Annotated in this window: 20 protein-coding genes; 15 read left to right on the top strand and 5 right to left on the bottom strand. The window is 69.5% G+C overall.

Annotated elements, in window-relative coordinates; genetic code table 11:
* Window positions 1–4: 4 nt before the first annotated feature.
* The 9 genes from ACFXJL_RS01090 (at window position 5) to ACFXJL_RS01050 (ending at window position 11,078) form a co-directional block, all read left to right on the top strand.
* A complete protein-coding gene (locus ACFXJL_RS01090) occupies window positions 5–694 on the top strand; it encodes an SDR family oxidoreductase (RefSeq protein WP_358880462.1) in 690 nt (229 codons plus the stop codon).
* A 39-nt stretch (window positions 695–733) separates the two neighbouring features.
* Complete coding sequence (locus ACFXJL_RS01085) at window positions 734–1,807, top strand: methionine synthase (RefSeq protein ID WP_384688197.1); 1,074 nt, start codon at window positions 734–736, stop codon at window positions 1,805–1,807.
* Between the two features lie 23 nt (window positions 1,808–1,830).
* Window positions 1,831–4,044, top strand: a complete 2,214-nt coding sequence (ligA, locus tag ACFXJL_RS01080) for an NAD-dependent DNA ligase LigA (protein WP_384688194.1) — start codon at window positions 1,831–1,833, stop codon at window positions 4,042–4,044.
* A 316-nt stretch (window positions 4,045–4,360) separates the two neighbouring features.
* Window positions 4,361–6,553 carry a bifunctional diguanylate cyclase/phosphodiesterase gene (locus tag ACFXJL_RS01075; RefSeq protein ID WP_358880459.1) on the top strand — a complete coding sequence of 731 codons (2,193 nt, stop codon included), beginning with the start codon at window positions 4,361–4,363 and terminating at the stop codon, window positions 6,551–6,553.
* 355 nt (window positions 6,554–6,908) lie between these two features.
* Window positions 6,909–7,205: an Asp-tRNA(Asn)/Glu-tRNA(Gln) amidotransferase subunit GatC gene (gene gatC, locus ACFXJL_RS01070; protein ID WP_250918118.1), complete on the top strand. Its 297-nt coding sequence runs from the start codon at window positions 6,909–6,911 to the stop codon at window positions 7,203–7,205.
* A gap of 5 nt (window positions 7,206–7,210) precedes the next feature.
* Window positions 7,211–8,704, top strand: coding sequence for an Asp-tRNA(Asn)/Glu-tRNA(Gln) amidotransferase subunit GatA (gene gatA / locus ACFXJL_RS01065; RefSeq protein ID WP_384688190.1), 1,494 nt, complete (start codon window positions 7,211–7,213; stop codon window positions 8,702–8,704).
* Window positions 8,701–8,940, top strand: a complete 240-nt coding sequence (locus ACFXJL_RS01060; RefSeq protein WP_329023573.1) for a hypothetical protein — start codon at window positions 8,701–8,703, stop codon at window positions 8,938–8,940. The genes gatA and ACFXJL_RS01060 overlap by 4 nt, the downstream gene beginning before the upstream one ends.
* A 16-nt stretch (window positions 8,941–8,956) precedes the next feature.
* Window positions 8,957–10,468, top strand: a complete 1,512-nt coding sequence (gene gatB, locus ACFXJL_RS01055) for an Asp-tRNA(Asn)/Glu-tRNA(Gln) amidotransferase subunit GatB (protein WP_384638020.1) — start codon at window positions 8,957–8,959, stop codon at window positions 10,466–10,468.
* 358 nt (window positions 10,469–10,826) lie between these two features.
* Entirely contained in the window at window positions 10,827–11,078 is a 252-nt protein-coding gene (locus ACFXJL_RS01050; RefSeq protein ID WP_384638024.1) for a chaplin, read from the top strand.
* A gap of 131 nt (window positions 11,079–11,209) precedes the next feature.
* Here the strand turns inward: ACFXJL_RS01050 and ACFXJL_RS01045 are convergent, their stop codons facing one another.
* Together ACFXJL_RS01045 and ACFXJL_RS01040 are read right to left on the bottom strand one after the other, a co-directional pair.
* A complete protein-coding gene (locus ACFXJL_RS01045) occupies window positions 11,210–11,602 on the bottom strand; it encodes a RidA family protein (protein WP_384638027.1) in 393 nt (130 codons plus the stop codon).
* 223 nt (window positions 11,603–11,825) lie between these two features.
* Window positions 11,826–12,725, bottom strand: coding sequence for a hypothetical protein (locus ACFXJL_RS01040; RefSeq protein ID WP_358880454.1), 900 nt, complete (start codon window positions 12,723–12,725; stop codon window positions 11,826–11,828).
* Window positions 12,726–13,022: 297 nt separating this feature from the next.
* Between ACFXJL_RS01040 and ACFXJL_RS01035 the strand changes: the two genes are divergently transcribed.
* From ACFXJL_RS01035 to ACFXJL_RS01010, 6 genes are all read left to right on the top strand, one after another.
* Complete coding sequence (locus ACFXJL_RS01035) at window positions 13,023–15,251, top strand: MMPL family transporter (protein ID WP_384688184.1); 2,229 nt, start codon at window positions 13,023–13,025, stop codon at window positions 15,249–15,251.
* 47 nt (window positions 15,252–15,298) lie between these two features.
* Window positions 15,299–15,883, top strand: a complete 585-nt coding sequence (locus tag ACFXJL_RS01030; protein ID WP_384688181.1) for a GNAT family N-acetyltransferase — start codon at window positions 15,299–15,301, stop codon at window positions 15,881–15,883.
* Window positions 15,884–15,962: 79 nt separating this feature from the next.
* Window positions 15,963–16,607, top strand: a complete 645-nt coding sequence (locus tag ACFXJL_RS01025) for a hypothetical protein (protein ID WP_358880451.1) — start codon at window positions 15,963–15,965, stop codon at window positions 16,605–16,607.
* 64 nt (window positions 16,608–16,671) lie between these two features.
* Complete coding sequence (locus ACFXJL_RS01020) at window positions 16,672–17,481, top strand: GNAT family N-acetyltransferase (RefSeq protein WP_384688178.1); 810 nt, start codon at window positions 16,672–16,674, stop codon at window positions 17,479–17,481.
* Window positions 17,482–17,608: 127 nt separating this feature from the next.
* Entirely contained in the window at window positions 17,609–17,779 is a 171-nt protein-coding gene (locus tag ACFXJL_RS01015) for a hypothetical protein (protein ID WP_384688175.1), read from the top strand.
* A gap of 30 nt (window positions 17,780–17,809) precedes the next feature.
* Window positions 17,810–20,938 (top strand): AAA family ATPase, encoded by a 3,129-nt coding sequence (locus tag ACFXJL_RS01010; RefSeq protein WP_384688172.1) that lies wholly within the window; start codon window positions 17,810–17,812, stop codon window positions 20,936–20,938.
* 267 nt (window positions 20,939–21,205) lie between these two features.
* On the opposite strand, the gene ACFXJL_RS01005 is transcribed toward ACFXJL_RS01010, so the two are convergent.
* The 3 genes from ACFXJL_RS01005 to ACFXJL_RS00995 form a co-directional block, all read right to left on the bottom strand.
* The gene (locus ACFXJL_RS01005; protein WP_358880448.1) at window positions 21,206–21,535 is read right to left on the bottom strand and encodes a DUF6191 domain-containing protein; all 330 of its coding nucleotides are present in this window, start codon (window positions 21,533–21,535) and stop codon (window positions 21,206–21,208) included.
* A 14-nt stretch (window positions 21,536–21,549) separates the two neighbouring features.
* Window positions 21,550–22,725 (bottom strand): PQQ-dependent sugar dehydrogenase, encoded by a 1,176-nt coding sequence (locus tag ACFXJL_RS01000; protein WP_384688168.1) that lies wholly within the window; start codon window positions 22,723–22,725, stop codon window positions 21,550–21,552.
* A 212-nt stretch (window positions 22,726–22,937) separates the two neighbouring features.
* Window positions 22,938–23,540 (bottom strand): aldo/keto reductase (locus ACFXJL_RS00995; protein WP_384688165.1); only part of this gene is annotated, 603 nt, incomplete at its 5' end.

Below are 23,540 nucleotides of genomic sequence, written 5' to 3'. Positions count from 1 at the left end.
CCGCATGGCTACTCATCTGATCACCGGCGCGGGCTCGGGCATCGGCGAGGCCGTCACCCGCAGGCTCCACGCACGCGGCGACGACCTCATCCTGCTGGCGCGCGACGCCGGCCGCGCCAAGGAACTCGCCGCCGCCCACCCCGGGGCGCGCACCCTCGTCGCCGACCTGGCCGACCCCGACCGGATCTCCTGGGCCTTCTCCCACCAGCCGATGCCCGACCGGCTCGACTCGCTGGTGCACGTCGCAGGCATCGTCGACCTCGGCCCGATCGCCGAGATGCGCCCGAAGACCTGGCACCAGCAGCTCAACGCCAATCTGATCTCCCCCGCCGAGCTGACCCGCCTCCTGCTGCCCCAACTGCGCGTTTCCCGGGGGCACGTCGTCTTCATCAACTCCGGCGCCGGACTCCGGGCGAGCCCCGAGTGGGGCGTGTACGCGGCCTCCAAGCACGGGCTCAAGGCGCTCGCCGACTCCCTGCGCCAGGAGGAGCACGAACACGGAGTACGGGTCACCTCCGTCTATCCGGGGCGGACCGCTAGCCCCATGCAGGCCAAGGTGCACTCCCAGGAGGGCAAGGAGTACGACCCGTCCCAGTGGATCGACCCCGAGTCGGTCGCGACGACCGTCGTGACGGCGATCGACCTGCCGCGGGATGCCGAGATCACCGATCTGAGCGTGCGCCCCGGCCGCTGAGAGTCCGGGCGAGGCCCGTTCCACCGCGGGCGGCCCTCGATGGGACGGGTGCTCGACCGCCCGGGCGGGCACCGGTGCCCACCGCCCGGGACGTACCCTTCCCGGGTGAGCCAGAAGAGCGAGAAGCACGAGTTCAGCTGGGGTCCTGCCACGGGTGTCGGATCCATGCCCGGGACGGACGCCCGCGAGGCCGCGAAGACCGTCACCGGTTCCTTCGAAGCCTTCCCCCACCTGCCCGAACTGCCCGCCCGCGGGCCTGGCGCCGACATGATCGGGCGCAGCATCGGACTGCTCGTCGAGCTGTACGGGCACGTCGAGCCGAGCGGCTGGCGGATCAGCGACCGGCCCGGGCGGGAAACCCGGCGCGCCCGCTCCTGGCTCGGCGAGGACCTCGACGCCCTGGAGGAGCACACCCAGGGGTACGAAGGACCGCTGAAGGTCCAGGTGGTGGGCCCCTGGACGCTCGCCGCAGCGCTGGAGCTGCGCAACGGCGAATCCACGCTCTCCGACCCCGGCGCCTGCCGGGACCTCGCCGCCTCACTCGCCGAGGGGCTGCGCACCCACCTCGCCGAGGTGCGCCGCCGAGTGCCGGGCGCCGATGTGGTGCTCCAACTCGACGAGCCGTCGCTGACCGCCGTACTGCGGGGGCAGGTCCGCTCCGCCAGTGGCTACCGCACCCATCGCGCCGTCGACCGCCAACTCGTCGAGTCCACCCTGCGTGACCTGATCGCGGACGAAACGGTGGTCGTGCACTCCTGCGCCGCCGACGTCCCCTTCGCCCTGCTTCGGCGCGCCGGAGCCGCCGGCCTCTCCTTCGACTTCGGGCTCTTGACTGAGCGTGACGAGGAGCCACTGGGTGAGGCCGTCGAAGGCGGCACCAAGCTGTTCGTCGGAGTCGTACCTCCCACCGACGCCGGATTGTCAGACCCGGGCGGTAGCGTCATGGGTGTACGGACGCTGTGGCGCAGGTTGGGGCTGAACCCGGGGACTCTAGCCCAGTCCCTGGTGGTCACTCCCGCATGCGGTCTCGCCGGCGCATCCCCGGCTTACGCACGGGAGGCGCTCGCCCACTGCGTCCGTGCCGCGAGATCACTCGCAGATAACCCTGAGTAATGGGTGTTGGGAATCGGGAGGACATGACGGTGGCTGGCGAAGAGCAGACGGGACTGCCGGCGGAGGCGTCGGCGGAGCTGCCGGTACAGGCGCGCGAGCGGCACGCCGAACTCTCCGAGCAGATCGAGGAGCACCGCTTCCGGTACTACGTGAAGGACCAGCCCGTCGTCAGCGACGGCGAGTTCGACACCTTGCTGCGCTCCTTGGAGGCGCTCGAAGAGGAGTACCCGGCGCTGCGCACGCCCGATTCGCCCACCCAGAAGGTCGCCGGGCACTACGAGACGGACCTGACCAAGGTCGAGCACCGGGAGCGGATGCTCTCCCTGGACAACGCCTTCGACGAGGCGGAGCTGGCCGCCTGGGCCGAGCGGGTGGAGCGGGAAGTGGGGAGCAAGAACTTCCACTTCCTCTGCGAGCTCAAGATCGACGGGCTCGCCGTGAACCTCACGTACGAGAAGGGCAGACTCACCCGGGCGGCGACGCGTGGGGACGGCCGCACCGGTGAGGACATCACACCGAACATCCGTACCATCACGGATATTCCGGAGCGGTTGCAGGGCGAGCGCATCCCCGAGCTGGTGGAGATCCGCGGCGAGGTCTTCTTCCCGATGGACGAGTTCCTTGAGCTGAACGCCCGCCGGGTCGCAGCCGGTGAGCAGCCGTACGCCAACCCGCGCAACTCGGCCTCCGGATCGCTGCGTCAGAAGGACCCCCGGGTCACCGCGACCCTTCCGCTGCACATGGTGGTCCATGGCATCGGGGCCCGAGCGGGCTTCGACATCGACTGCCTCTCCCACGCCTACGACCTGCTGCGGGAGTGGGGTCTGCCCACGGCCCGCCACAACAAGGTGGTGGACTCCCTCGACGGGGTCCGGGAGTTCATCGCGCACTTCGGCGAGAACCGCCACTCCATGGAGCACGAGATCGACGGCGTGGTCGTCAAGCTCGACGAGATCCCCCTTCAGGGTCGGCTCGGCTCCACCGCGCGGGCCCCGCGTTGGGCCATCGCCTGGAAGTACGCACCAGAAGAGGTCAACACCAAGCTCGTCAACATCCGCGTCGGCGTCGGTCGCACGGGCCGGGTCACCCCGTATGCCCAGGTGGAGCCGGTCAAGGTGGCCGGGTCCGAGGTGGAGTTCGCCACCCTGCACAACCAGGAAGTGGTCAAGGCCAAGGGCGTCCTCATCGGTGACACGGTGGTCCTGCGCAAGGCGGGCGATGTCATTCCGGAGATCCTCGGCCCCGTGGTCGACCTGCGGGACGGCAGTGAGCGGGAGTTCGTCATGCCTGCGGAGTGCCCCGAATGCGGCACCGCCCTGAAGCCGATGAAGGAAGGGGACATCGATCTGCGCTGTCCCAACGCCCGCTCCTGCCCGGCCCAGTTGCGCGAGCGGCTGTTCTACCTCGCCGGCCGCAAATGCCTCGACATCGAGCACTTCGGCTATGTCGCCGCCGCCGCACTGACCAAGCCGCTGGAGCCGGGTGTCCCGCCGCTCCAGGACGAGGGCGACCTCTTCTCTCTGACGGCCGATCAACTACTCCCCATCAAGGCGTATGTCCTCGACCAGGACAGCGGCCTGCCCAAGCGGGACCCGCAGACGGGTGAGGAGAAGGTCGTCACGGTCTTCGCCAACCAGAAGGGCGAGTTGAAGAAGAACGCCGTCGGGATGTTGGAGAACATCGCGGCGGCCAAGGAGCGTCCGCTCGCCCGGGTGCTCACGGGGCTGTCCATCCGCCATGTGGGTCCGGTGGCAGCCGAGGCACTCGCCCGAGAGTTCCGTTCCATCGACCGGATCAGGGAGGCGACCGAAGAACAGCTGGCCGCCACCGATGGCGTCGGGGCGATCATCGCGGCTTCCCTCAAGCAGTGGTTCGCCGAACCGTGGCACGAGGAGATCCTGCGGAAGTGGGCCGCCGCTGGAGTACGGCTGGAGGAGGAGGGCGCCGGAGAGGACGAGGGCCCCCGCCCGCTCGAAGGTCTCACCGTGGTCGTCACCGGAACGCTGGAGCGGTATACGCGGGATGGCGCAAAAGAAGCCCTCCAGAGCCGTGGTGCAAAAGTGACTGGTTCTGTTTCTAAGAAAACTGCGTTCGTTGTGGTGGGTGACAACCCTGGTTCTAAGTACGACAAGGCCATGCAGCTGAAGGTGCCGGTTCTGGACGAGAACGGGTTTGTCATCCTGCTCGAACAGGGGCCCGAAGAGGCACGTGAGGCGGCAGTGCCGCAAGAGGAGTGACGCAGGGGGCGTACGCGGCGTCAACGATGGGCACACCCAACAAATGGCAAGAGGCTTATCCGACGGGAACAAGCCGTCTTTTCCTTCAGAGGAACGACGGGTACAGGTCACCCGTTCAGCGCATAGCAGACGGATAAGGGTGGCCGGGTCGCATTCGGGCAAGAGCTGTAGAGCGCTGCCCGTGAATGCGTTCCGCCACCTACTGTTGAGACGTGCGCCTGTCGTGCACGGCCGCGTGGTGAGATTTCAGTCGTGGTGGCATGACAACGGGAACCATCGCGAAGCATCGGCACCGCCGGCTGTGAGAGGGACGGGAATGGAACCGACCGAGAGCGCCGCCCCGGTCTCACGGCCGCGCGGATCCACGGCCCTTGCTGGCCTTACCCCTCAACTGCCGGCCGTGGTGGTCGCCTGCGCCGCCGTGGTGCTCACCGCCGGGATAGTCGACGCCGTGCGCCACGGCCACGCCCTGTTCCCCGGCTCGACGGTGGGCTGGGCCTTCGCCGCCCTCACCGGAATCATCGTCGGGCACCTGGTGGCGCTCGGCCGCGACCGCTGGTGGGGAGGCACCGGATCCGGAGCGGCGCTCACCGTCGCCGTCCTCCTCCTCTACGGCTGGCTGCCGGCCGGGCTGGTCAGCCTGGCCGTCGTCACCCTCGTCGGCGCCGCGCGCCGCAACCGCTGGCGGCACGGCATCGTGCACGGCTCGGCCGACATCCTGGGACTGGGAGCAGCCGCGCTCGTCCTTGACCTGTTCGGAGTCTCACCGAGCGTCAAGGAGCCCTGGGTACCACTCGACTGGGGCATCGGTACCGCTCATGAAGTCGCCATCGCGGCCACCGTCTACCTCGCGGTCGCCCGACTGCTGCTGTGGTTCGTCCTCGCCCCCCAGCGCGGAGGGCTGCCCACCATCGCCCGAACGGCCCTGTTGAGGCAGGGGCTCATAGCGGTGGCGCTGCTCGGGATCGCTCCGCTGATCTGTGTGGTCGCCATCGCTCGGCCCCTGCTGCTGCCGCTGTTCGCCGTACCGCTGATAGCGCTGGACTCCACCTTGTGGATAGCCCGGGCCCGAGCCGAGGAGCAGCTGCGCGACCCCCTCACCGGACTGCCCAACCGGCAGTGGTTGCTGGAGCGGACCTGGAACGCCCTGGAGGACGCGGAGAACAGCGGGACGCGCGCCGCGCTCGTCCTGATCGACCTCGATCGGTTCCGCTCGGTCAATGACACGCTCGGCCATCTGGCGGGCGATCGTCTTCTGCTCCAGATAGCCCAGCGGCTGAGGCACGCCCTGCCGCGCGGCGCGGAAGCGGCCCGGCTCGGCGGCGACGAGTTCGCCGTGCTGCTGCCCACTGCGGACTCCATCACCAGCGCCCAGCGCATCGCCCGCCAACTGGCCACAGAGCTGTCCTCGCCGCTCGACCTGGATGGACTCACCCTCGTCCTGGAGGCCAGCGCGGGCGTCGCCGTCTTCCCGGAGCACGCCCTGGACGCCGAGGGGCTGCTGCGCCGTGCGGACGTGGCGATGTACCAGGCCAAGCGCGACCGTACGGGCGTCGAGGTGTACGAGTCCAAGCGCGACAGCAACACCCCCGACCGGCTCGGTCTGCTGGGCGATCTCCGCAGGGCCCTCGATGCGCGCGAGGTGGAGCTGCACTACCAGCCCAAGGTCCGGTTCGACGGGCACGTCGCCGGCTTGGAAGCCCTGGTGCGCTGGGTCCATCCGGACCGCGGCAGGGTGCCCCCCGACGAATTCATCGCGATCGCCGAGTCCTCCGGCCTGATGCCGCACCTGACCGAGTACGTGCTCGACACCGCCTTGGCGCAGGTCGCCGAATGGCGTGCCCAGGGGTTGGACGTGCCGGTCGCGGTCAACGTCTCCCCGCGCGACGTGCACACTCCGGGGTTCGCCGGCTCGGTCGCCGCGCGCCTGGCCCGGCACGGCGTCCCCGCGTCCTCGCTCCAACTGGAGATCACCGAGCACGTCCTGCTGGAAGACCCCCAGCGAGCCGCGGACACCCTCGCAGGGCTGACCGACCACGGGGTCAAGATGTCCCTGGACGACTTCGGCACCGGGTACTCGTCCCTCGTACACCTGCGCCGGCTCCCCGTCAGCGAGCTGAAGATCGACCGCTCGTTCGTGGCCCGGCTGGCGGTGGACAACGAGGACGCGGAGATCGTCCGTTGCACCGTGGACCTCGCGCACTCCCTCGGACTACTGGTCGTCGCCGAGGGCGTCGAGGACGACGAGACCTGGGAGCGGCTGCGGGATCTGGGGTGTGACGCCGTACAGGGCTGGCTGGTGGCCGCGGCCATGCCTCCGCAGGAGGCCACCGCCTGGTTGCGGGCCCGAGGTGAGCGGGGTTGGCAGCGCCATGTGGAATCCGCCGCCGCGGCACCGGCGGCCATCCCGCCCGCTCCCACCGCGGCTGCCTCGGCACCCACGGCGGCGCACACCGCCGCCACGGCTCCCCATCCGGCCGTCGACAACCCCGGCCAGGCGGTCCCCTGAACCGGCGGCACAGGCCGTGGTCGTGCACGCGTACGCCCCCTTCCGTACCTGTCCGGGGGGTACGCCACCGGTGGCCGAGCCCCCATGCCGTTGATCCGGTCCCTCGTCCCCGGCGCAGTCCCGGCCGCGGGCGCGGGGCGGCGGGCTCACGGCAGCTCTCCGGTGGGTATGGACCCCGGCTGCTTCCGGCGACGAGCAGCGATCAGGGCAGCGACCAGAGCAGCTATGAGGGCACCAAGTGAGAGCAGATACAACAGCGGTGAGAGGGGCGAGCGGGAGAACCGTTTCGTGGTCACCCGCCCCTGCCCCATAGGATTGGGCCAAACCACACGCACTCACCCCTGAGGATCGCTGCATGCCTGGCATTACGCGCGAGGAGGTCGCCCACCTCGCCCGGCTGGCGCGTCTGGAGCTTTCCGGCGAGGAACTCGACCACTTCGCCGGTCAGCTCGGCGACATCATCGGCGCGGTCGCCCGCGTCGCCGAGGTCGCCGATCAAGACGTACCCCCGACCTCCCATCCACTGCCGCTGACCAACGTCATGCGCGCGGACGAGGTCCGTCCCTCGCTCACCCCCGAGCAGGCGCTCTCCGGCGCTCCTGCCCAGGAGCAGCAGCGTTTCAAGGTGCCGCAGATCCTGGGGGAGGACTAATCACGATGTCGGACATCATCAAGCTCACCGCGGCCGAGATCGCCGCGAAGATCGCCGCAGGCGAGCTCACGGCCGTCGAGGTCACCGAGGCCCATCTGGCTCGGATCGACGCCATCGACGAGAAGGTGCACGCCTTCCTCCACGTGGATCGCGAGGGTGCCCTCGCCCAGGCGCGCGCCGTCGACGCCAAGCGGGCGGCCGGTCAGGAACTCGGCCCGCTCGCCGGTGTCCCGCTCGCCCTGAAGGACATCTTCACGACCAAGGGCATCCCCACGACGGTCGGCTCCAAGATCCTCGAAGGCTGGATCCCGCCGTACGACGCCACCTTGACGCGCAAGCTCAAGGAGGCCGACGTCGTCATCCTCGGCAAGACCAACATGGACGAGTTCGCCATGGGGTCCTCCACCGAGAACAGCGCCTACGGGCCCACCGGCAACCCCTGGGACCTGACGCGCATCCCCGGTGGCTCCGGGGGCGGCTCCAGCGCCGCCCTGGCCTCCTACGAGGCGCCACTGGCCATCGGCACGGACACCGGCGGCTCCATCCGCCAGCCCGCTGCCGTCACCGGCACGGTCGGCGTCAAGCCCACCTACGGCGGAGTCTCCCGCTACGGCATGGTCGCCTTCTCCTCCTCCCTCGACCAGGGCGGTCCCTGCGCCCGCACGGTGCTGGACGCCGCTCTGCTGCACGAGGTCATCGCCGGGCACGACCCGCTGGACTCCACCTCCATCAACGCCCCGGTTCCGCCGGTCGTCGAAGCGGCGCGCAACGGCAGCGTGGCGGGGATGCGGGTCGGCGTGGTCCAGCAGTTCCGCGGCGAGGGCTACCAGCCCGGCGTGGTGCAGCGGTTCGACGAGTCGGTCGAACTGCTGAAGTCGCTGGGTGCGGAGATCGTCGAGCTGGACTGTCCCTCGTTCGACCTGGCGCTCTCCGCCTACTACCTCATCGCGCCGTCCGAGTGCTCGTCGAACCTCGCCCGGTTCGACGCGATGCGCTACGGCCTGCGCGTGGGTGACGACGGTACGAAGTCGGCCGAGGACGTCACTGCGCTGACCCGCGAGGCCGGTTTCGGCGACGAGGTCAAGCGCCGGATCATCCTCGGTACGTACGCGCTGAGCTCCGGCTACTACGACGCCTACTACGGCAGTGCCCAGAAGGTCCGGACACTGATCAAGCAGGAGTTCGACCAGGCGTTCGAGCAGGTCGATGTGATCGTCTCGCCGACCACTCCGACCACGGCGTTCCCCATCGGTGAGCGCGCGGACGACCCGATGGCGATGTACCTTGCCGACCTGTGCACCATTCCGACCAACCTGGCCGGCAACGCGGCAATGTCGCTTCCCTGCGGGCTGGCGCCGGAGGACAACCTCCCGGTCGGACTACAGATCATCGCCCCGGCCATGAAGGACGACCGGCTGTACAAGGTCGGCGCCGCCGTCGAAGCGGCCTTCGTGGAAAGGTGGGGGCATCCGCTGCTTGAGGAGGCACCGTCGCTGTGAGTGCACTGACCAAGGCCAAGGGCTTCAAGAAGTCGAAGACCGGGACGTACCTGTCGATCGGGACCACCGCATTCGGTGCGGTGAGCGTGCTCAAGCAGGCGAAGAAGGCCCGCAGCGAGCACGACACGCTCCGGCTGCTCGACGCCGCGATCTCCGCCGCCGCCATCGTCACCGGCGTCGCCCTGCTGCTGCGCGAGCTCAAGCGCATCGGCGACGACGACGTCCTGTTCGGCTGAGAGGGAAAGTTTCACCGTGACCGTCACTGAACTGGTGTCGTACGAGGCCGCTCTTGCCGAGTACGACCCCGTCATGGGCCTTGAGGTCCATGTCGAGCTGGGTACGCGGACGAAGATGTTCTGCGGCTGCTCCACCGAGCTGGGCGCCGAGCCCAACTCGCAGACCTGCCCCACCTGCCTCGGCCTGCCCGGCTCGCTCCCGGTCGTCAATGCGATCGGCATCGAGTCCGCCATCAAGATCGGCCTCGCGCTCCACTGCGAGATCGCCGAATGGTGCCGATTCGCCCGGAAGAACTACTTCTATCCGGATATGCCGAAGAACTTCCAGACCTCCCAGTACGACGAGCCGATCGCCTTCAACGGCTATCTGGACGTCCAGCTGGAGGACGGCGAGGTCTTCCGGGTCGAGATCGAGCGCGCCCACATGGAGGAGGACACCGGCAAGTCGACCCACGTCGGCGGTGCCACCGGCCGCATCCACGGCGCGTCCCACTCGCTGCTCGACTACAACCGGGCCGGCATCCCGCTCATCGAGATCGTCACCAAGCCCATCGAGGGCGCCGGCGAGCGGGCACCCGAGGTCGCCAAGGCGTACGTCGCCGAGCTGCGCGAGCTCATCAGGGCGCTCGGAGTCTCCGAGGCCCGGATGGACAAGGGCCAGATGCGCTGCGACGTGAACCTCTCCCTGCGTCCCAACGGCACCCAGACGTTCGGCACCCGCAGTGAGACGAAGAACGTCAACTCGCTCCGGAGCGTGGAGCGCGCGGCCCGGTTCGAGATCCAGCGGCACGCCGCCGTACTGGGAGCCGGCGGGACGATCGTCCAGGAGACCCGTCACTTCCACGAGGAGGACGGCTCCACCACCTCCGGACGGATCAAGGACAACGCTGAGGACTACCGGTACTTCCCGGAGCCCGACCTCGTCCCCGTCGCTCCGCCCCGAGAGTGGGTGGAGGAGTTGCGTGCGGGTCTGCCCGAGCTGCCGCGTCTGCGCCGCAAGCGGCTGCGCGAGGACTGGGGCGTCACCGAGCACGACATGCAGTCGATCCTCAACGCCGGTGCGGTGGACCTGATCGTCGCGACCATCGAGGCCGGTGCCCCGTCCGACCAGGCCCGCAAGTGGTGGATGGGCGAGCTCGCGCGGAACGCCAATGAGTCCGGTCGGGCTCTGGACGAACTGCCGATCACCCCGGAGCAGGTCGCCCGGGTGACCGCGCTGGTCGCCGCCGGCGATCTCAACGACAAGCTGGCCCGACAGGTCATCGAGGGCGTCCTCGCGGGTGAGGGCGGTCCGGACACCGTCGTGGAGAAGCGCGGACTGAAGGTCGTCTCCGACGATGGCGCCCTGGGCACCGCAGTCGACGAGGCGATCGCCTCGAACGCAGCCGTCGCGGACAAGATCCGCGGTGGGAAGGTCGCTGCCGTGGGCGCGCTGGTGGGCGCGGTCATGAAGGCCACGCGGGGTCAGGCGGACGCCGCACGCGTCAAGGAACTGATCCTGGAGAGGCTCGGGGTCAGCGAAGGCTGAGCCCCGGCGGTCTCGTCCCACACGCTCAGGTCCAGGGCCTTGCCGCACGAGAGTGCGGCAAGGCCCTTTCTGTGTGCCCGAGTTCGGTGTGCCGTCGCAGTGCCGGAGTTCGCTGTGTTGGATTTCGCTGTGCCGCAGTTCGCTCTGTTGGAGTTCGCTGTGTTGGAGTGTGCTGTACGTGCGGGTTCGGTCAGGGGCCGGGGCGGGCGGCCTGGACACCCCCTGTCGGATGGGGCGGGCCCGCGGGGGAGCGGCGGCAGCCTGCGGGGGTGACCCGCCCACCGAGGGATGAATGCCGACAACGGACAGCAACACGCCGTTGCATGGCCTCCTCTGCCGTCCACCAAAGGGAGCCCCGATGAACCTCCGCACCGCCGCCCCAGCCCTCGCGTTGGTGATCAGCGCGCTCCTGGGCGGTGCCGGGACCGCCGCAGCGCACAGCGACGCCGACGGCGCTGCCGTCGAATCTCCGGGCGTGCTGTCCGGGAACACGATCCAGATTCCGGTCCGGATTCCCCTCAACATCTGTGGGAACACCGTCGACGTCCTCCTCGGGGTGCTGAACCCCTCCGGCGGCAGCCTGTGCATCAACTCGTCCGACACGCACTGACAAGAAGGCTCCTGCACGGGGGCGGCTGAACCTAGTTGACGTACCGACGGGTGGTGGGTGGGTGCCTCCGGTCCCGGAAGCACCCGTCCCGGACATCGAGGGCCGGCACGCAAGGACGTCAGTCGACCGCGTCAGTCGACCACGGCGTCGAGCTCGATCTCGACGAGCCAGTCGGCATCGATGAAACGGGACACCTCAACGAAGGTGCAGGCCGGCCGGACCGTCGCGAACCGCTCTCCGTGCGCCCGTGCGGCGTCCTTCCAACGGGTCACGTCCGTGAGCATGATGCGGGTCCGCACGACATCCCCCGGCGCGGCCCCGACTGCTTTCAACGCAACCACGGCAATGTCCAGGCACCTCACGGTCTGGGCGTAGACATCGCCTCTACCCACGGTGCGACCGTCGTCCCCGATGGGCGCGGTGCCGGCGACCGCGACCTGTGCCCCTTTGCGGACCGCCCGGGAGAATCCGATCTCGGCTTCGAGCGGCGAGCCGGAGCCGGCCGTCTGACGAACAGAGTCCATCCGGCCATGCTGGCAGATCACAGCAGCGTCGAAACAGATCCCAGATCCCCACAGGAGTACAGATCCCCACAGGAGTACAGATCCCTACAGGGTTGCGGAGCCCTACAGGAGTGCGGTGTGCTCGCCCGCCCGCCACAAACCAGCGGTCCGGCTGGTGGTTCCGTGCATGACCGGGCGCGCACCTCCCGGTCTGCCCCACGGACGGCCTGTTCCGCGAGCTCCTTCAGTGCCGTACGCCGAGCCCGGGCAGGAGCAGCTCGCCACGGTCCTTGCAGCTGACGTCCCGGGCCCTCAGCTCCTTGGGCTCCCGGGTGCCCCGCGCGTGCAGTTCCGCTATCGCGAGTCGGGCGACCTCCGCCGCCTCGGCCCGCTCCGGATCCGGGAACTCGGCCTGCCACCAACCCCGGTCGCGCGAGTGCCAGCCGCGGTTCTGCATCACGCGCGCACGCTCCTCGTCGTCCGGGCCGTCCCGGTCGTCCACCGACACCTGGAGCCCTTCGGCCAGGGCGTAGGAGAGGTGTATCTGTCGTCCCCGGTCGGCGCCGCTGGTCAGACTGAAACCTGCCCAGTCCCCGCCGACCTGTACCGCCAACTGCTCCACCCAGGCGGTGAGCAGCAGCGTCAGCGCGCTCTCGAAGTGCTTGAGGCTCGATGCCATACGACCAGTGGTGCGCTCGGCCGGTGGTTCCCCCGGGCCGTTGCGGTCCAGCTGCCAGATGTAGGGCAGCAGGTCGAAGTCGTGCTGCTCCTCGGCTGACCAGGCGCCGCCCCATTGGAAGATCCGCATCTCCTCGGCCTCCAGGGCGTCGGTGCGGTGCACCGAGAGCTCCGCACCATGGGGGCGACCGGCGAGCAGGACGATGCGGTCGGGGTCGCGCCAGCGGATGTGGGGGCCGGAAGCGGAACCGCCGTAGAGCGTCGGTTCTCCGATCCGGGCGACGATCGCCCCGTACACCTCGCGAAACGATTCGCGGCGCATCCGCAGGGTGGTGTGCGGTGCGTGGGCGAGCACCGGTACGGGGCCGTATCCGAGGTACGCGCCGGGGGCTTCGTGCAGTGCCATGGCGAACTCGGCTGCCTCGCTCGGACGGAGGATCGGCTGATTGGTCCCCGTGGTCTCCATGCCGTCCATCGTGCCAGCCGCCTCTGACAACCTCCGTTGCACAAAGGGTCTTTTGTAGTCAGTAGTTGGCGAATTCTGTCATGTTGAGGTCAAAGTAAACACTGCGTAAGTCACGTCTCGGTGACCCCATTGTTCACTTCTGAACTACCTTGGCTCAGCTGCCACTGTGAGTAAGCCCACGAATGGTGCCCGAACGGACAAAGGATCACCATTGACTGTCAGAGTGTCTGCGTAGGTCATGTGTTCTTTGCGGGTCGTTTCCGATAAAGATCCAGGAACCACCCAGGGAGCATTCCGTTGGCAGCGATCGCCCGGTGGTGCATCAGGCACCGACTCATCACCGTATTGCTCTGGGCGTTGGCTTGTGTGGGTGTCGCGGCTGCGGCGGGCGCCACGGGAACGGCCTACTCGAACAACTACGAGGTCCCGGGTACGGAATCCGGTCGGGCAGCCGAACTCCTCGCCGAGGGCTTCCCCCACCAGAGCGGCGACGGCGGCACCATCGTCTGGCACACCAACGAGGGCAGCGTCCGGGACGCGGACGTCCAGCAGAAGATGTCCGGGATGCTCGACTCGGTGGCCGCACTCGATTCCGTCGCCGATGTCAGTGGTCCCTACGAGCCCGCGGGGGCCGCCCAGATCAGCCCGGACGGACGGACCGCCTACGCATCCCTCACCTTCGAGCAGGGCCTCGGTGACGTTCCGGACGCCCATGTGCAGAGCGTGGTCGACACCGCCCAGGCCGCGCGCAGCGACGGTGTCCAGGTCGAACTCGGCGGTACGGCGGTCGGGCCGATGGAGGCGCCGTCCGGGCACCTCGCCGAGACGGTCGGGGTCGCCGTCGCCGCCCTCGTGCTCTTCCTCGCCTTCGGTTCGCTCGCGGCCAGCCTGCTGCCCATCGCCACGGCCCTGGTCTCCGTGGGCACCGCGTACGCCGGTATCGCCCTGTTGAGCCAGGTGATGACCGTGGCCGATTTCGCACCCATGCTCGGACTGCTGATCGGGCTCGGCGTCGGCATCGACTACGCACTGTTCATCGTCACCCGGCACCGCAAGGGGCTCCAGTCCGGGCTTCCGGTCGCCGACGCCGCCCGTGAGGCGGTCGCCACCACCGGTCGCGCCGTGGTCTTCGCCGGTGCCACCGTCTGCATCGCCCTTCTCGGCATGCTCATCCTGCGGCTCGACTTCCTCAACGGGGTGGCCATCGCCGCGAGCCTGACGGTCGTCCTGACCGTGGCTGCGTCCGTGACCCTGCTGCCCGCCCTGCTGTCCTTCATCGGCATGCGAGCCCTCAGTGGACGGGAGCGCCGCCGGCTGGCCGAGCGTGGCCCCCGCCCGGAACTGCCGACCGGGTTCGCCGCCCGCTGGTCCGCCTACGTGGAGCGTCACCCCAAGCTGTTGGCCCTGGTCGCGGTGGCGGTCATGGCGGTCCTGGCACTTCCGACGCTCTCCCTGCACCTCGGCACCTCGGACCAGGGCAACAATCCGGCCACGTCCACCACGCGCAAGGCGTATGACCTGCTCGCGCACGGCGGTCCCGACCAAGGCGGCGACGGCGGCTTCGGCCCCGGGGTCAACGGTCCCCTCACCCTGGTCTCCCGGCTCGACACCAGTGCCGAGCGGCTTGCGGTGCAACGGCTGCCCGAGGCGCTCAGCGGAGCGGAGGGCGTCGCTTCGGTCGGACCGGTCACGTACAACACCGGCGGCGACACGGCCGTGGTCACCGTCGTCCCCACCTCGTCACCGCAGTCCAAGGCCACCAGCGAACTCGTCGACCGACTCCGCGACGATCTGGTGCCCGCGGCCGTGGACGGCACCTCGCTCACCGTGCACATCGGTGGGGTGACCGCGGGCTACGACGACTTCGCGGCCATCATCGTCGACAAGCTGCCGCTGTTCGTCGGCGTGGTCATCAGCCTCGGCTGTCTGCTGCTGCTGGTCGCGTTCCGCTCCGTCGGCATCCCGCTGAAGGCGGCGGCGATGAACGTGGCCGCCGTCGCCTCCTCCTTCGGTGTCGTCGTCGCGATCTTCCAATGGGGCTGGGGCAGCGAACTGCTCGGACTCGGTCCCGGCGGCCCGATCGAACCCTTCCTCCCGGTCATCATGGTCTCCGTCCTCTTCGGTCTCTCCATGGACTACCAGGTCTTCCTGGTCAGTCGGATGTACGAGGAGTGGTTGGAGACCGGCGACAACCGTCGGGCGGTACGCGTCGGCCTGGCCGAGACCAGCCGTGTGATCAACTCCGCGGCCGTGATCATGATCTCGGTCTTCCTCGCCTTCGTCCTCAGCGGCGATCGGGTCATCGCCATGTTCGGGATCGCGCTCGCGGCAGCGGTGGCCCTCGACGCCTTCGTGCTGCGTACGCTGCTGGTGCCGGCCCTCATGCACATGCTCGGGCGGGCGAACTGGTGGCTGCCGGGCTGGCTGGACCTCATGCTGCCGAAGATCACCGTCGAACCGCGGGGCTGCGACGCCCCGGCCGCGCTCCAGCGGCGTCCCAGCGATGACGAACAACTCGTCCCGTAGCCGTCCACCGGCCGCCGTACGCATCCACACGCAGAGGGAAGACCATCATGTTCGCCGTGCCCCTTCAGACCCCGGGAGACGAGAGCGCGCACCTGCGCCCCCTGGAACCCTGGCAGGCGTCGGAGTTCCTCGCACACATGGACCGCGGCAGACAGTACATCGGCACGTACATCGGTCTCCCGGACGTCGTCACCGATGCGGAATCGGCCCGTGCCTTCCTCCGTTCCTATGCCGACAAGCAGACCGCCGACACCGGCCGGATCTACGGGATCTGGCTGGACGGCACGCTGGTCGGCGGAGTCCTGTTCCGCACCTTCGACGCGACGACGGGCACCTGTGAGGCCGGTTGCTGGCTCGAACCGTCGGCCGTGGGTCGCGGGCTGGTCACCCAGGCGGTGCGCACCATCGTCGACTGGGCCGTCGAGGAGCGCGGGATGCACCGGATCGAATGGGCGGTCTCGGCGGGGAACACCGCGAGCATCAAGGTGGCACGACGCCTCGGCATGACCCGCGACGGCGTGCTGCGTCAGTCGTACCCGCACCGCGGCGTCCGCCATGACATGGAGGTGTGGTCGGTGCTGGCGCCCGAATGGCGACGGGCCGGGGCGGGCGCATCGGACGCGGCGGTCTGAACCGGCGAATCGTTCCCGCGACGGGGACGGTCCCGCCGCGTTAAGGGGACTCTCAGATAGGGCGCCTAGCGTGCGCCCTATGAACACCAAGGACACCGAGAAGACGGACGGTACGACGGCGACCGGGCAGACCGTGGAAGAGGCCGTTCCAGCAGCTTCCGCCGAGGAGAGCAACGGGTCGAACCGCGAGACCGGCGCAGGCGCCCAGGACGGGCGGGAGGCGCACTCCGACGACGATGTGTCCACAGCCGCCACACCCACCACCGAAGCTGACGCGGCTGACGACGAGATCGAAGACGCCGACGATGCCGAAGCCACCGAAGCCGATGCGGCGAACAGTGCCCGTTCCTCCGGGCTGCTCTCCGCCGCGGCGGGCATCGTCGCAGCCGGCCTCGGCGTCGTCGGTCTCACCGGCAGTTGGACCGGCCGGGTCGCCGCCGAGCGGCAGACGCTCCTCGGACAGATCGAGACCTCGCAGGGCGGTAGCACCGCCGAACGGATATCCGCTCTCTACGGGGACGCCTGGCACGCCACCGCCCTGGTGAACGGCATGTTCGCCCTGGTCGCCCTGATCGTCGGCCTGACCGTGCTCACCCGCCCGGGCAAGCCGGGCTGGGTACGGGCCTTCGGCCTCGGCGGCGCCGTGCTCGGTGGACTCGGCCTGCTGATCTCGATCGCCATGTACTTCGATCTCATCCTCAGCCTGCCGGCGGCCGGCTCCTAGCCGTCCCATGTGACACCCGCCGAATGCAGTCGCGCGGCGCCGGGGCGGCTGCTTCACTGCCCGGATGGACCACGACGACCTCCTCGCCCTGTTCGACCTGCGGATGCGCGAGGAGGCGCGCCCGGACGCCCCGGACGCGGTGGTCGAACGCATCGGCGCGGTCGTACGGCAGACCGGTGCGGCGAGCGATTGGAACGGCGTCCTCTGGTCCTCCCTCGACCGAGCGACGGCCGATGCCGCCATCGCCGAGCAGGTGCGCCACTTCACCGCGTTGGGCCATGACGTCGAATGGACGCTGTACGGGCACGATGAGCCCGATGACCTCGGAGAGCGACTGCGTACCGCCGGATTCGTCCCGGAACCCGCCGAGACCGTCATGGTCACGGGCGTCGACGACCTCTGCCACGGGAGCGAGATGCCCGAAGGGGTCACCCTGGTCGACATCACCACCGCCCGGGACGTGACACTGCTGACCGAAGTGCACCGGGCGGCGTTCGGCACCGATCCCGGCGCCCTGCATGCCCGGTTGTTGCGGCAGTTGGACCTGGACACGGTGTTGATGACCGTCGCGGTGGTGGACGGCCGGCCGGTCAGCGCGGCCCGGCTTGAGGTCTCACCCGGCACCGGCTTCGCCGGCCTCTGGGGCGGCGGTACCCTGCCCGACTGGCGAGGCCGAGGCATCTACCGTGCGCTGGTGGCCCATCGCGCTGCCGCCGCGGCGCGGCGCGGGACCCGCTTCCTCCGGGTGGATGCCTCCGAGCAGAGCCGTCCGATCCTGCTCCGCCTCGGATTCACCGCGCTGACCAGCACCACGCCCTACGTACGTCGCACCGCAGCCCAATGGCACCCCACCCCTTGGGACACCCCGGCCTAAGGCCCCTCAGCGCACCCTCTAAGGCCCCCTCCGCGCCCAAGATGAGGCAGCGGCCCGATGCGGTGCACCCCCCTGGGAGAAGAGATTTGGTGGCACACACCACCCGATCCGACCCACGGAGGACACCGTGTTCGAGTACCGACTCCAGGAGATCCGCAGGGCCGACCTGATCAGGGCGGCCGAGGCCCACCGGCTCGCCCGCGACGCACGCCGAGCCCGCCGCACTGAAAGACGAGCAACAACGGAAGGGAAGGGCCCGGTGACGGGCCCCGAAGAGCGATTCGTACGCGTCGCCTGAACCTTGCCATGGACCGTCACCATCCAATCGATGCACACGATGCACACGATGCATCAGAACGCCATGTCAGAGCCCTGTGCGATGCTCGGTGACGTGGAGAACAGGTCGATCAGTCCCGTGTTCGTCGGGCGCGCACTGGAGCTGTCCGAGCTGACCGACGCCCTGGTGCGCGCCGGTGGAGCTGTGGGGGGCACCGGCCCCGGCGTGCCGCAAGCCCTGCTCGTCGGTGGTGAGGCGGGGGTTGGCAAGACCCGCCTCATCGAGGAACTGACGACCGAAGCCTGCCGTCGGGACGCCGTCGTCGCGATCGGCGGGTGCGTCGAGATCGGCGCGGACGGACTGCCGTTCGCGCCCTTCTCCACGGCCCTGCGCTCGCTCAACCGCCTGCTGCCACAGGAACTGGCCGCGGCGGCAGCAGGCCAGGAACAGGAGCTCGCCCGACTGCTGCCCGAGCTCGCCGAACGACCCGATGGTGACCGGGACCGACAGGACGACGAGGGCCTCGCCCGCCTCTTCGAGCTGACCGCACGGCTCCTGGAGCGGCTGGCCGCCGACCGTACGGTCGTCCTCGTCCTGGAAGACCTGCACTGGGCCGACACCTCCACCCGCAACCTGCTCGCCTACCTCTTCCGCACCCTGCGCCGCGGGCGGCTGGTCATCATCGCGACCTACCGATCCGACGATGTGCACCGTCGTCATCCGCTGCGCCCACTGCTGGCCGAGCTGGACCGGCTGCGGGCGGTGCAACGCATCGGGCTGACCCGGTTCACCCGTGACGAAGTCCACTGCCAACTCGCCGGAATTCTTGATTCCGAGCCGGAGCTCGAACTGGTCGAGCAGGTCTACGAGCGCTCCGACGGAAACGCCTTCTTCGTCGAGGAGCTGGCCCGCAGCATCGCCGACAACTGCGCCGGCGGTCTCAGCAGTTCGCTGCGCGACATCCTGCTCGTCCGTGTGGAGGCGCTTCCCGAGGACGCACAGCGCATCGTGCGGATCCTCGCCGAAGGCGGCTCGACCGTGGAGTACGGACTGCTGTGCGCCGTCGCCCGACTTCCCGAGGACGATCTGATCGAGGCGCTGAGGGCCGCCGTCGGTGCGAACATCCTGCTGGCCACCGCCGACGGTGACGGCTACCGCTTTCGCCACTCGCTGGCCCGTGAGGCGGTCAGCGACGACCTCCTGCCCGGCGAGCGCTCCCGCCTCAACCGCCGCTACGCCGAAGCGCTGGAGGCCGATCCGCTCCTCGTCCGGGACGAGGAGCGCGCCATGCGGCTCGGCAGCTACTGGTATCAAGCGCACGATCCGGCCAAGGCTCTCCCCGCCGTACTGGACGCATCGGTCGAGGCATGGCGGCGCCACGCCTACGCCGAGCAGTTGCGCCTCCTGGAGCGGGCCATGGAGTTGTGGGACGGCGTCGCCGAATCCCTGCGCGCGACCCTCTCGCCCCTGGACTGTGTGGGACAGTGCGCGCCGACCATCCGCGACCTCGCGAGCACGCCGCTGACCTTCCTCGACCTGATGGCGGAGGCCACGGTCGCCGGTCGGCTCTGCGGTGAGCGGGAACGGGCACTGAAGATCGCCAAGCGCGGCCAACGGCTCGCCCAGGCGGAGGAGGACCCCTTGCGGGCCTCCTGGTTCGCCGTTCAGCGCTCCCGACTGATCTCGGCGCTCGGCAGGGGGGACGGCCTGGCCGAACTCCACGAGGCAAAGGAGCTGGTACGGGGATTGCCCCCGTCCGCCGCGCACGCCGAGGTGCTGGCCGCCACGGTCAATTGGAGTCGGCTGCGGCCTTCGGGCCCGGACGACCTCGCAGACGCCGAGCGGGCCGTCGCCTACGCCCAGATGGTGGGGGGCGAGGAGAACGAACTCCTGGCCCGGCTCGCCCTCGGCGGACTCCTCGTCGACGCGGGCGACCTCCAGCGAGGCTTCGCCGAGATGTACCGGGTCGCGGAACGATCCGTCGAAAGGGGGCTTCCTTCGTTGATCGCCGCCTCGCACATCAATCTGCCGTCCGCACTGGAGGGAGTGGGCCGCTCCCAGGAATCGGTGGACGTGCTCCTCAAGGGGCTTGAGCTCTGCCGTCACTACCGGCTGCGCGACAACGAGTCATGGGTCCTCGGGAACCTCGCCGAGTCCTACTACTCGCTCGGTCGGTGGGACGAGATGCGGGACGCGGCGCAGCGGGCCCTGCGGATCGCCCTCAGCCCCAAGCCCCGCGGGTACGCCGCGACCCGGCTCAGCACACTTGCGCTCGGCCGGGGCGAGACGGACAGGGCGGCGGAGTACCTCCGAACTGCCCGGGAGCACTTCGGCACGCACGATCCCCTGCTGCACAGCTCCCTGCGGCTGGACGCGATCGAGTTGGGCATCGAGGTGGCCAGGGGAGGGGTCCTGGAGGCGAGGGAGCGCTTCCGCCAGGTCGCGGAGGGTGGCTTCCCCCCGGGCGTCCAGCGCTATGCCTGGCCGCTCCTGCGCACGATGGCCGCTCTGGAGGCCGATACGCGCGGACTGCCCGTCGCCGAACCGGGCCGTGCCGCTGCCCTTTCGCTGGTCAGGAAGGCCGCCAGGACCGCCACCACCGGAGCTCCCATCTGGCTGGCGTACGACGGCTGGGTCCGGGTCGAACTCCTGCGTGCCGAGGGGCGCGACACCGCACAGGACTGGGCGCAGACACAGGCGGCCTTTGAACTGCTGGACTACCCATACGAATTGGCCATGGTGAGGCTGCGCTCGGCGGAGGCTCTGCTGCCGGCCGAGCGCGCCTGTGCCACAGAGCTCTTGCACCACGCCGCCGAGACGGCCAGGGCGCTCGGTGCGGAGCCGTTGTGCCAGGAGATCGCGCTCCTGGCACAACGGGCGAGGATCTCGCTGGAGGCGCCTTCCTCAGCTGCGGCGCTGCCGGCTCTGGAGCCCCCGATGGCTCCGGCAGGACCCGAGTTGGGGCTCACGCCCCGAGAAGTCGATGTCCTTGCGCTGGTCGCTGCGGGGCGCAGCAATCGGCAGATAGCGGAGGCGCTGTACATCTCGCCGAAGACGGCGAGCGTCCATGTCTCCAACATTTTGGCGAAGCTCGGTGTCTCCGGTCGGGTCGAGGCAGCGGCACTCGCTCACCGACTGCGGCTCTTCCCGACTCCTGAAGAGGGGCACTCCTCGGCCTGACTCCAGGGCACCGCCGACTCCTGGAATTCTCGACTCCTGGCTTCGGCTCGATCCTGGGGCGGTGTTGACTCGCCACTTCTGCCGAAGCCCCGCCCAGCACGCCAACCCGGCAACCTGGCCCAGCAGCCCAGCAGCCCAGCAGCCCAGCAGCCCAAGCGCCCCGGCTGGACCCCGGCTCGACCCCGAGCCACGGCCGTACCGCACTCCCAAGTCTGCTGGCAGGGCTACGAGCCAGACAGGCCCGCCCCACAACAGGGCAGACACTCCCTAGCGGTCGTGCTCCTCCCGATCCAGCGGGCCGCGGTGCACCCGGGGGGCCGGCGGCAGGACTGCCGCCACCGGTGAGGTGGAGGACAGGACCGGGCAGTCGACGGGGGCAGCCTCTTCAGGCATGGCGTCCGCTCCAGCGCCAACCGTCCCTGCGGCGCCACGCACGGTCACCTTGCCCGAAGCCAGATCGATCGGCCCGCGGGCCGGGTCGCTGTCACCGACCTGCGTTCTGGTCAGTGCCAGCCGGTGGCGCTCCTCGGCCAAGTGCTTGTTGCCCGGAGCGAAGACCTCATCCCACGCGGAGAGCCCAGAGAATCCAGTCACCATGGACGAGCCACCTCCTATGTCACATCTAGCCGGAGGACCTTGTCGTCACCCGGCTCGGGAGTGCCCCGGGTGTCCGTCTCGCTGGTGATCAATAGGAGCTGTGAGCTGCCGGTCGCCACCACCGTGCGCAAACGCCCGTACTTCCCTTCCAGGAACGCCTGGGGCTCGGCCGAAGGTTCCTTGCCCGCGAGGGGAATACGCCAGAGCCGCTCGCCTCTGAGCCCAGCCATCCAGATCGACCCCTCCGCATAGGCGATACCGCTCGGGGAGGCTTGGTCGGTGGGCCACTGGGCGATCGGATCCACCAGACCCGGCTTGCCTGCCTTGCCCTCGGCCCGGGGCCAGCCGTAGTTCTTTCCTGGCTCGATCAGATTCAACTCGTCCCAGGTGTTCTGGCCGAACTCGGCCGCCCAGAGCCGCTTGTCCGCGTCCCAGGCCAGGCCCTGCACATTGCGATGCCCCAAGGAGTAGACCAGGGAGCCCTCTTCCGGATTCCCCGGGGCCGGTTGACCGTCCGGTGTCATCCGCAGGATCTTGCCGCCGAGCGACTCCTTGTCCTGCGACATACCGGTCTCGCCGGTCTCGCCCGTGCCCGCGTAGAGCATCTTGTCCGGACCGAAGGCGATGCGTCCGCCGTTGTGCACGACCCCCTTGGGAATGCCCCGCAGCACGGTGTCCGGTGCGCCCAACTGCTGCCCCGCGGGCTTGCGTTCATCGAGGAGCATGCGGGCGATGCGGTTGTCCCCCATGGTGGTGAAGTAGGCGTACACCGATCTGTCCGAAGCGAAGGACGGTGACACCGCCAGACCCAACAGCCCGCCCTCACCACCTGCCGCCACTCCCGTCACCGAGCCGACTGCGCTCTGCTTCCCCGTCTCCAGGTCGACACGGGTGATCGTCCCCTCGTCCCGGGAGCCGACCAGAAGGTCACCACCGGGGAGGACCGCGGCCCCCCACGGGGACTTCAGGTTCTCGGTGAGAGTGGAGACCACCTTGACGGAGCCCTTCGCGGGCGGCGCGGGTGTCGCGGGGCTTTTGCCCGGGCTACCGGACGAGGAAGAGGCGGAGGGGGAGTCCTCCCGCTTGGGCTCGAACAGCTGGCCATCGCCGTCCGATGAGCACCCCGTGATCGCGAGCGCCACCAGGGCTCCCAGCACGGTCGCGACACCAGGTCGTTGCCGACGTTGCACAGTTTCGATCCCTTCGACGGCTGATGAGCTGCCTCACTACCCTTCTTACACCGCCCGCCCGCCCGAGGTTCCCGATCCCGCCCCATGAAATGCCCGGGCCACCCGAGCCGGCGCGTCACTGCTCCGTCGCAGCCGCTCGTCCGCCGCGGTCGCCCGTGCGCCCTCGTCACTCTTCTGTTTGTCGCTCTGTTTGTCGCCCGGCTCGGGGCCGGTCAGTCCCACGACCCCTTGGCAGGCGGCAGTTCCCGGATCTCGTCCAGATCCCGCGCCGACAGGGCGAGCCCCGCCGCTCCGGCGTTCTCCACCGCCCACTCCACCCGCTTGGTCCCCGGCACCGCCACCACGTGCCGCCCCTGCGCCAACACCCACGCCAGCGCCACCTGAGCGGGTGTGGTGCCCGCGCCGTGGCGCGCGGCTATCCGTCGCAGACCGGAGACCACGGGCTGGTTCGCCGCCATCATCTCCGCCGTGAACCGCGGATGCCGGGCCCTGATGTCATCCGGTTCGAACCCCTGCCCCGGTGTCAGCGTTCCGCTCAGGAACCCGTTCCCCAACGGCATCGCGGCGAGGAAACCCACACCGCGCGCCTCGCACCACGGCAGCAACCGGTCCAGTGCCTCCGGAGACCACACCGACAGCTCGGCCTGGACCGTGCTCACCGGGAACACCTGCTGTATCCGCTCCAACTGGCGGATCGTTCCCGCATGCGCATGCGGGAACGATCCGCCCCAAGCGCCCCACCCCGCCCCCCCCCCCCGGCAGGCGCCGCCCCCCCGGGACGCCCCCCCCCCCGGGGACGTGGGACCCCGAGGGGA

Origin of the sequence: Streptomyces sp. NPDC059256, from assembly GCF_042753785.1 — a bacterium.
Lineage (GTDB): Bacteria > Actinomycetota > Actinomycetes > Streptomycetales > Streptomycetaceae > Streptomyces.
The sequence above is the reverse complement of the archived record's forward strand: the minus strand, read 5'-3'. Positions and strand labels throughout refer to the sequence as shown.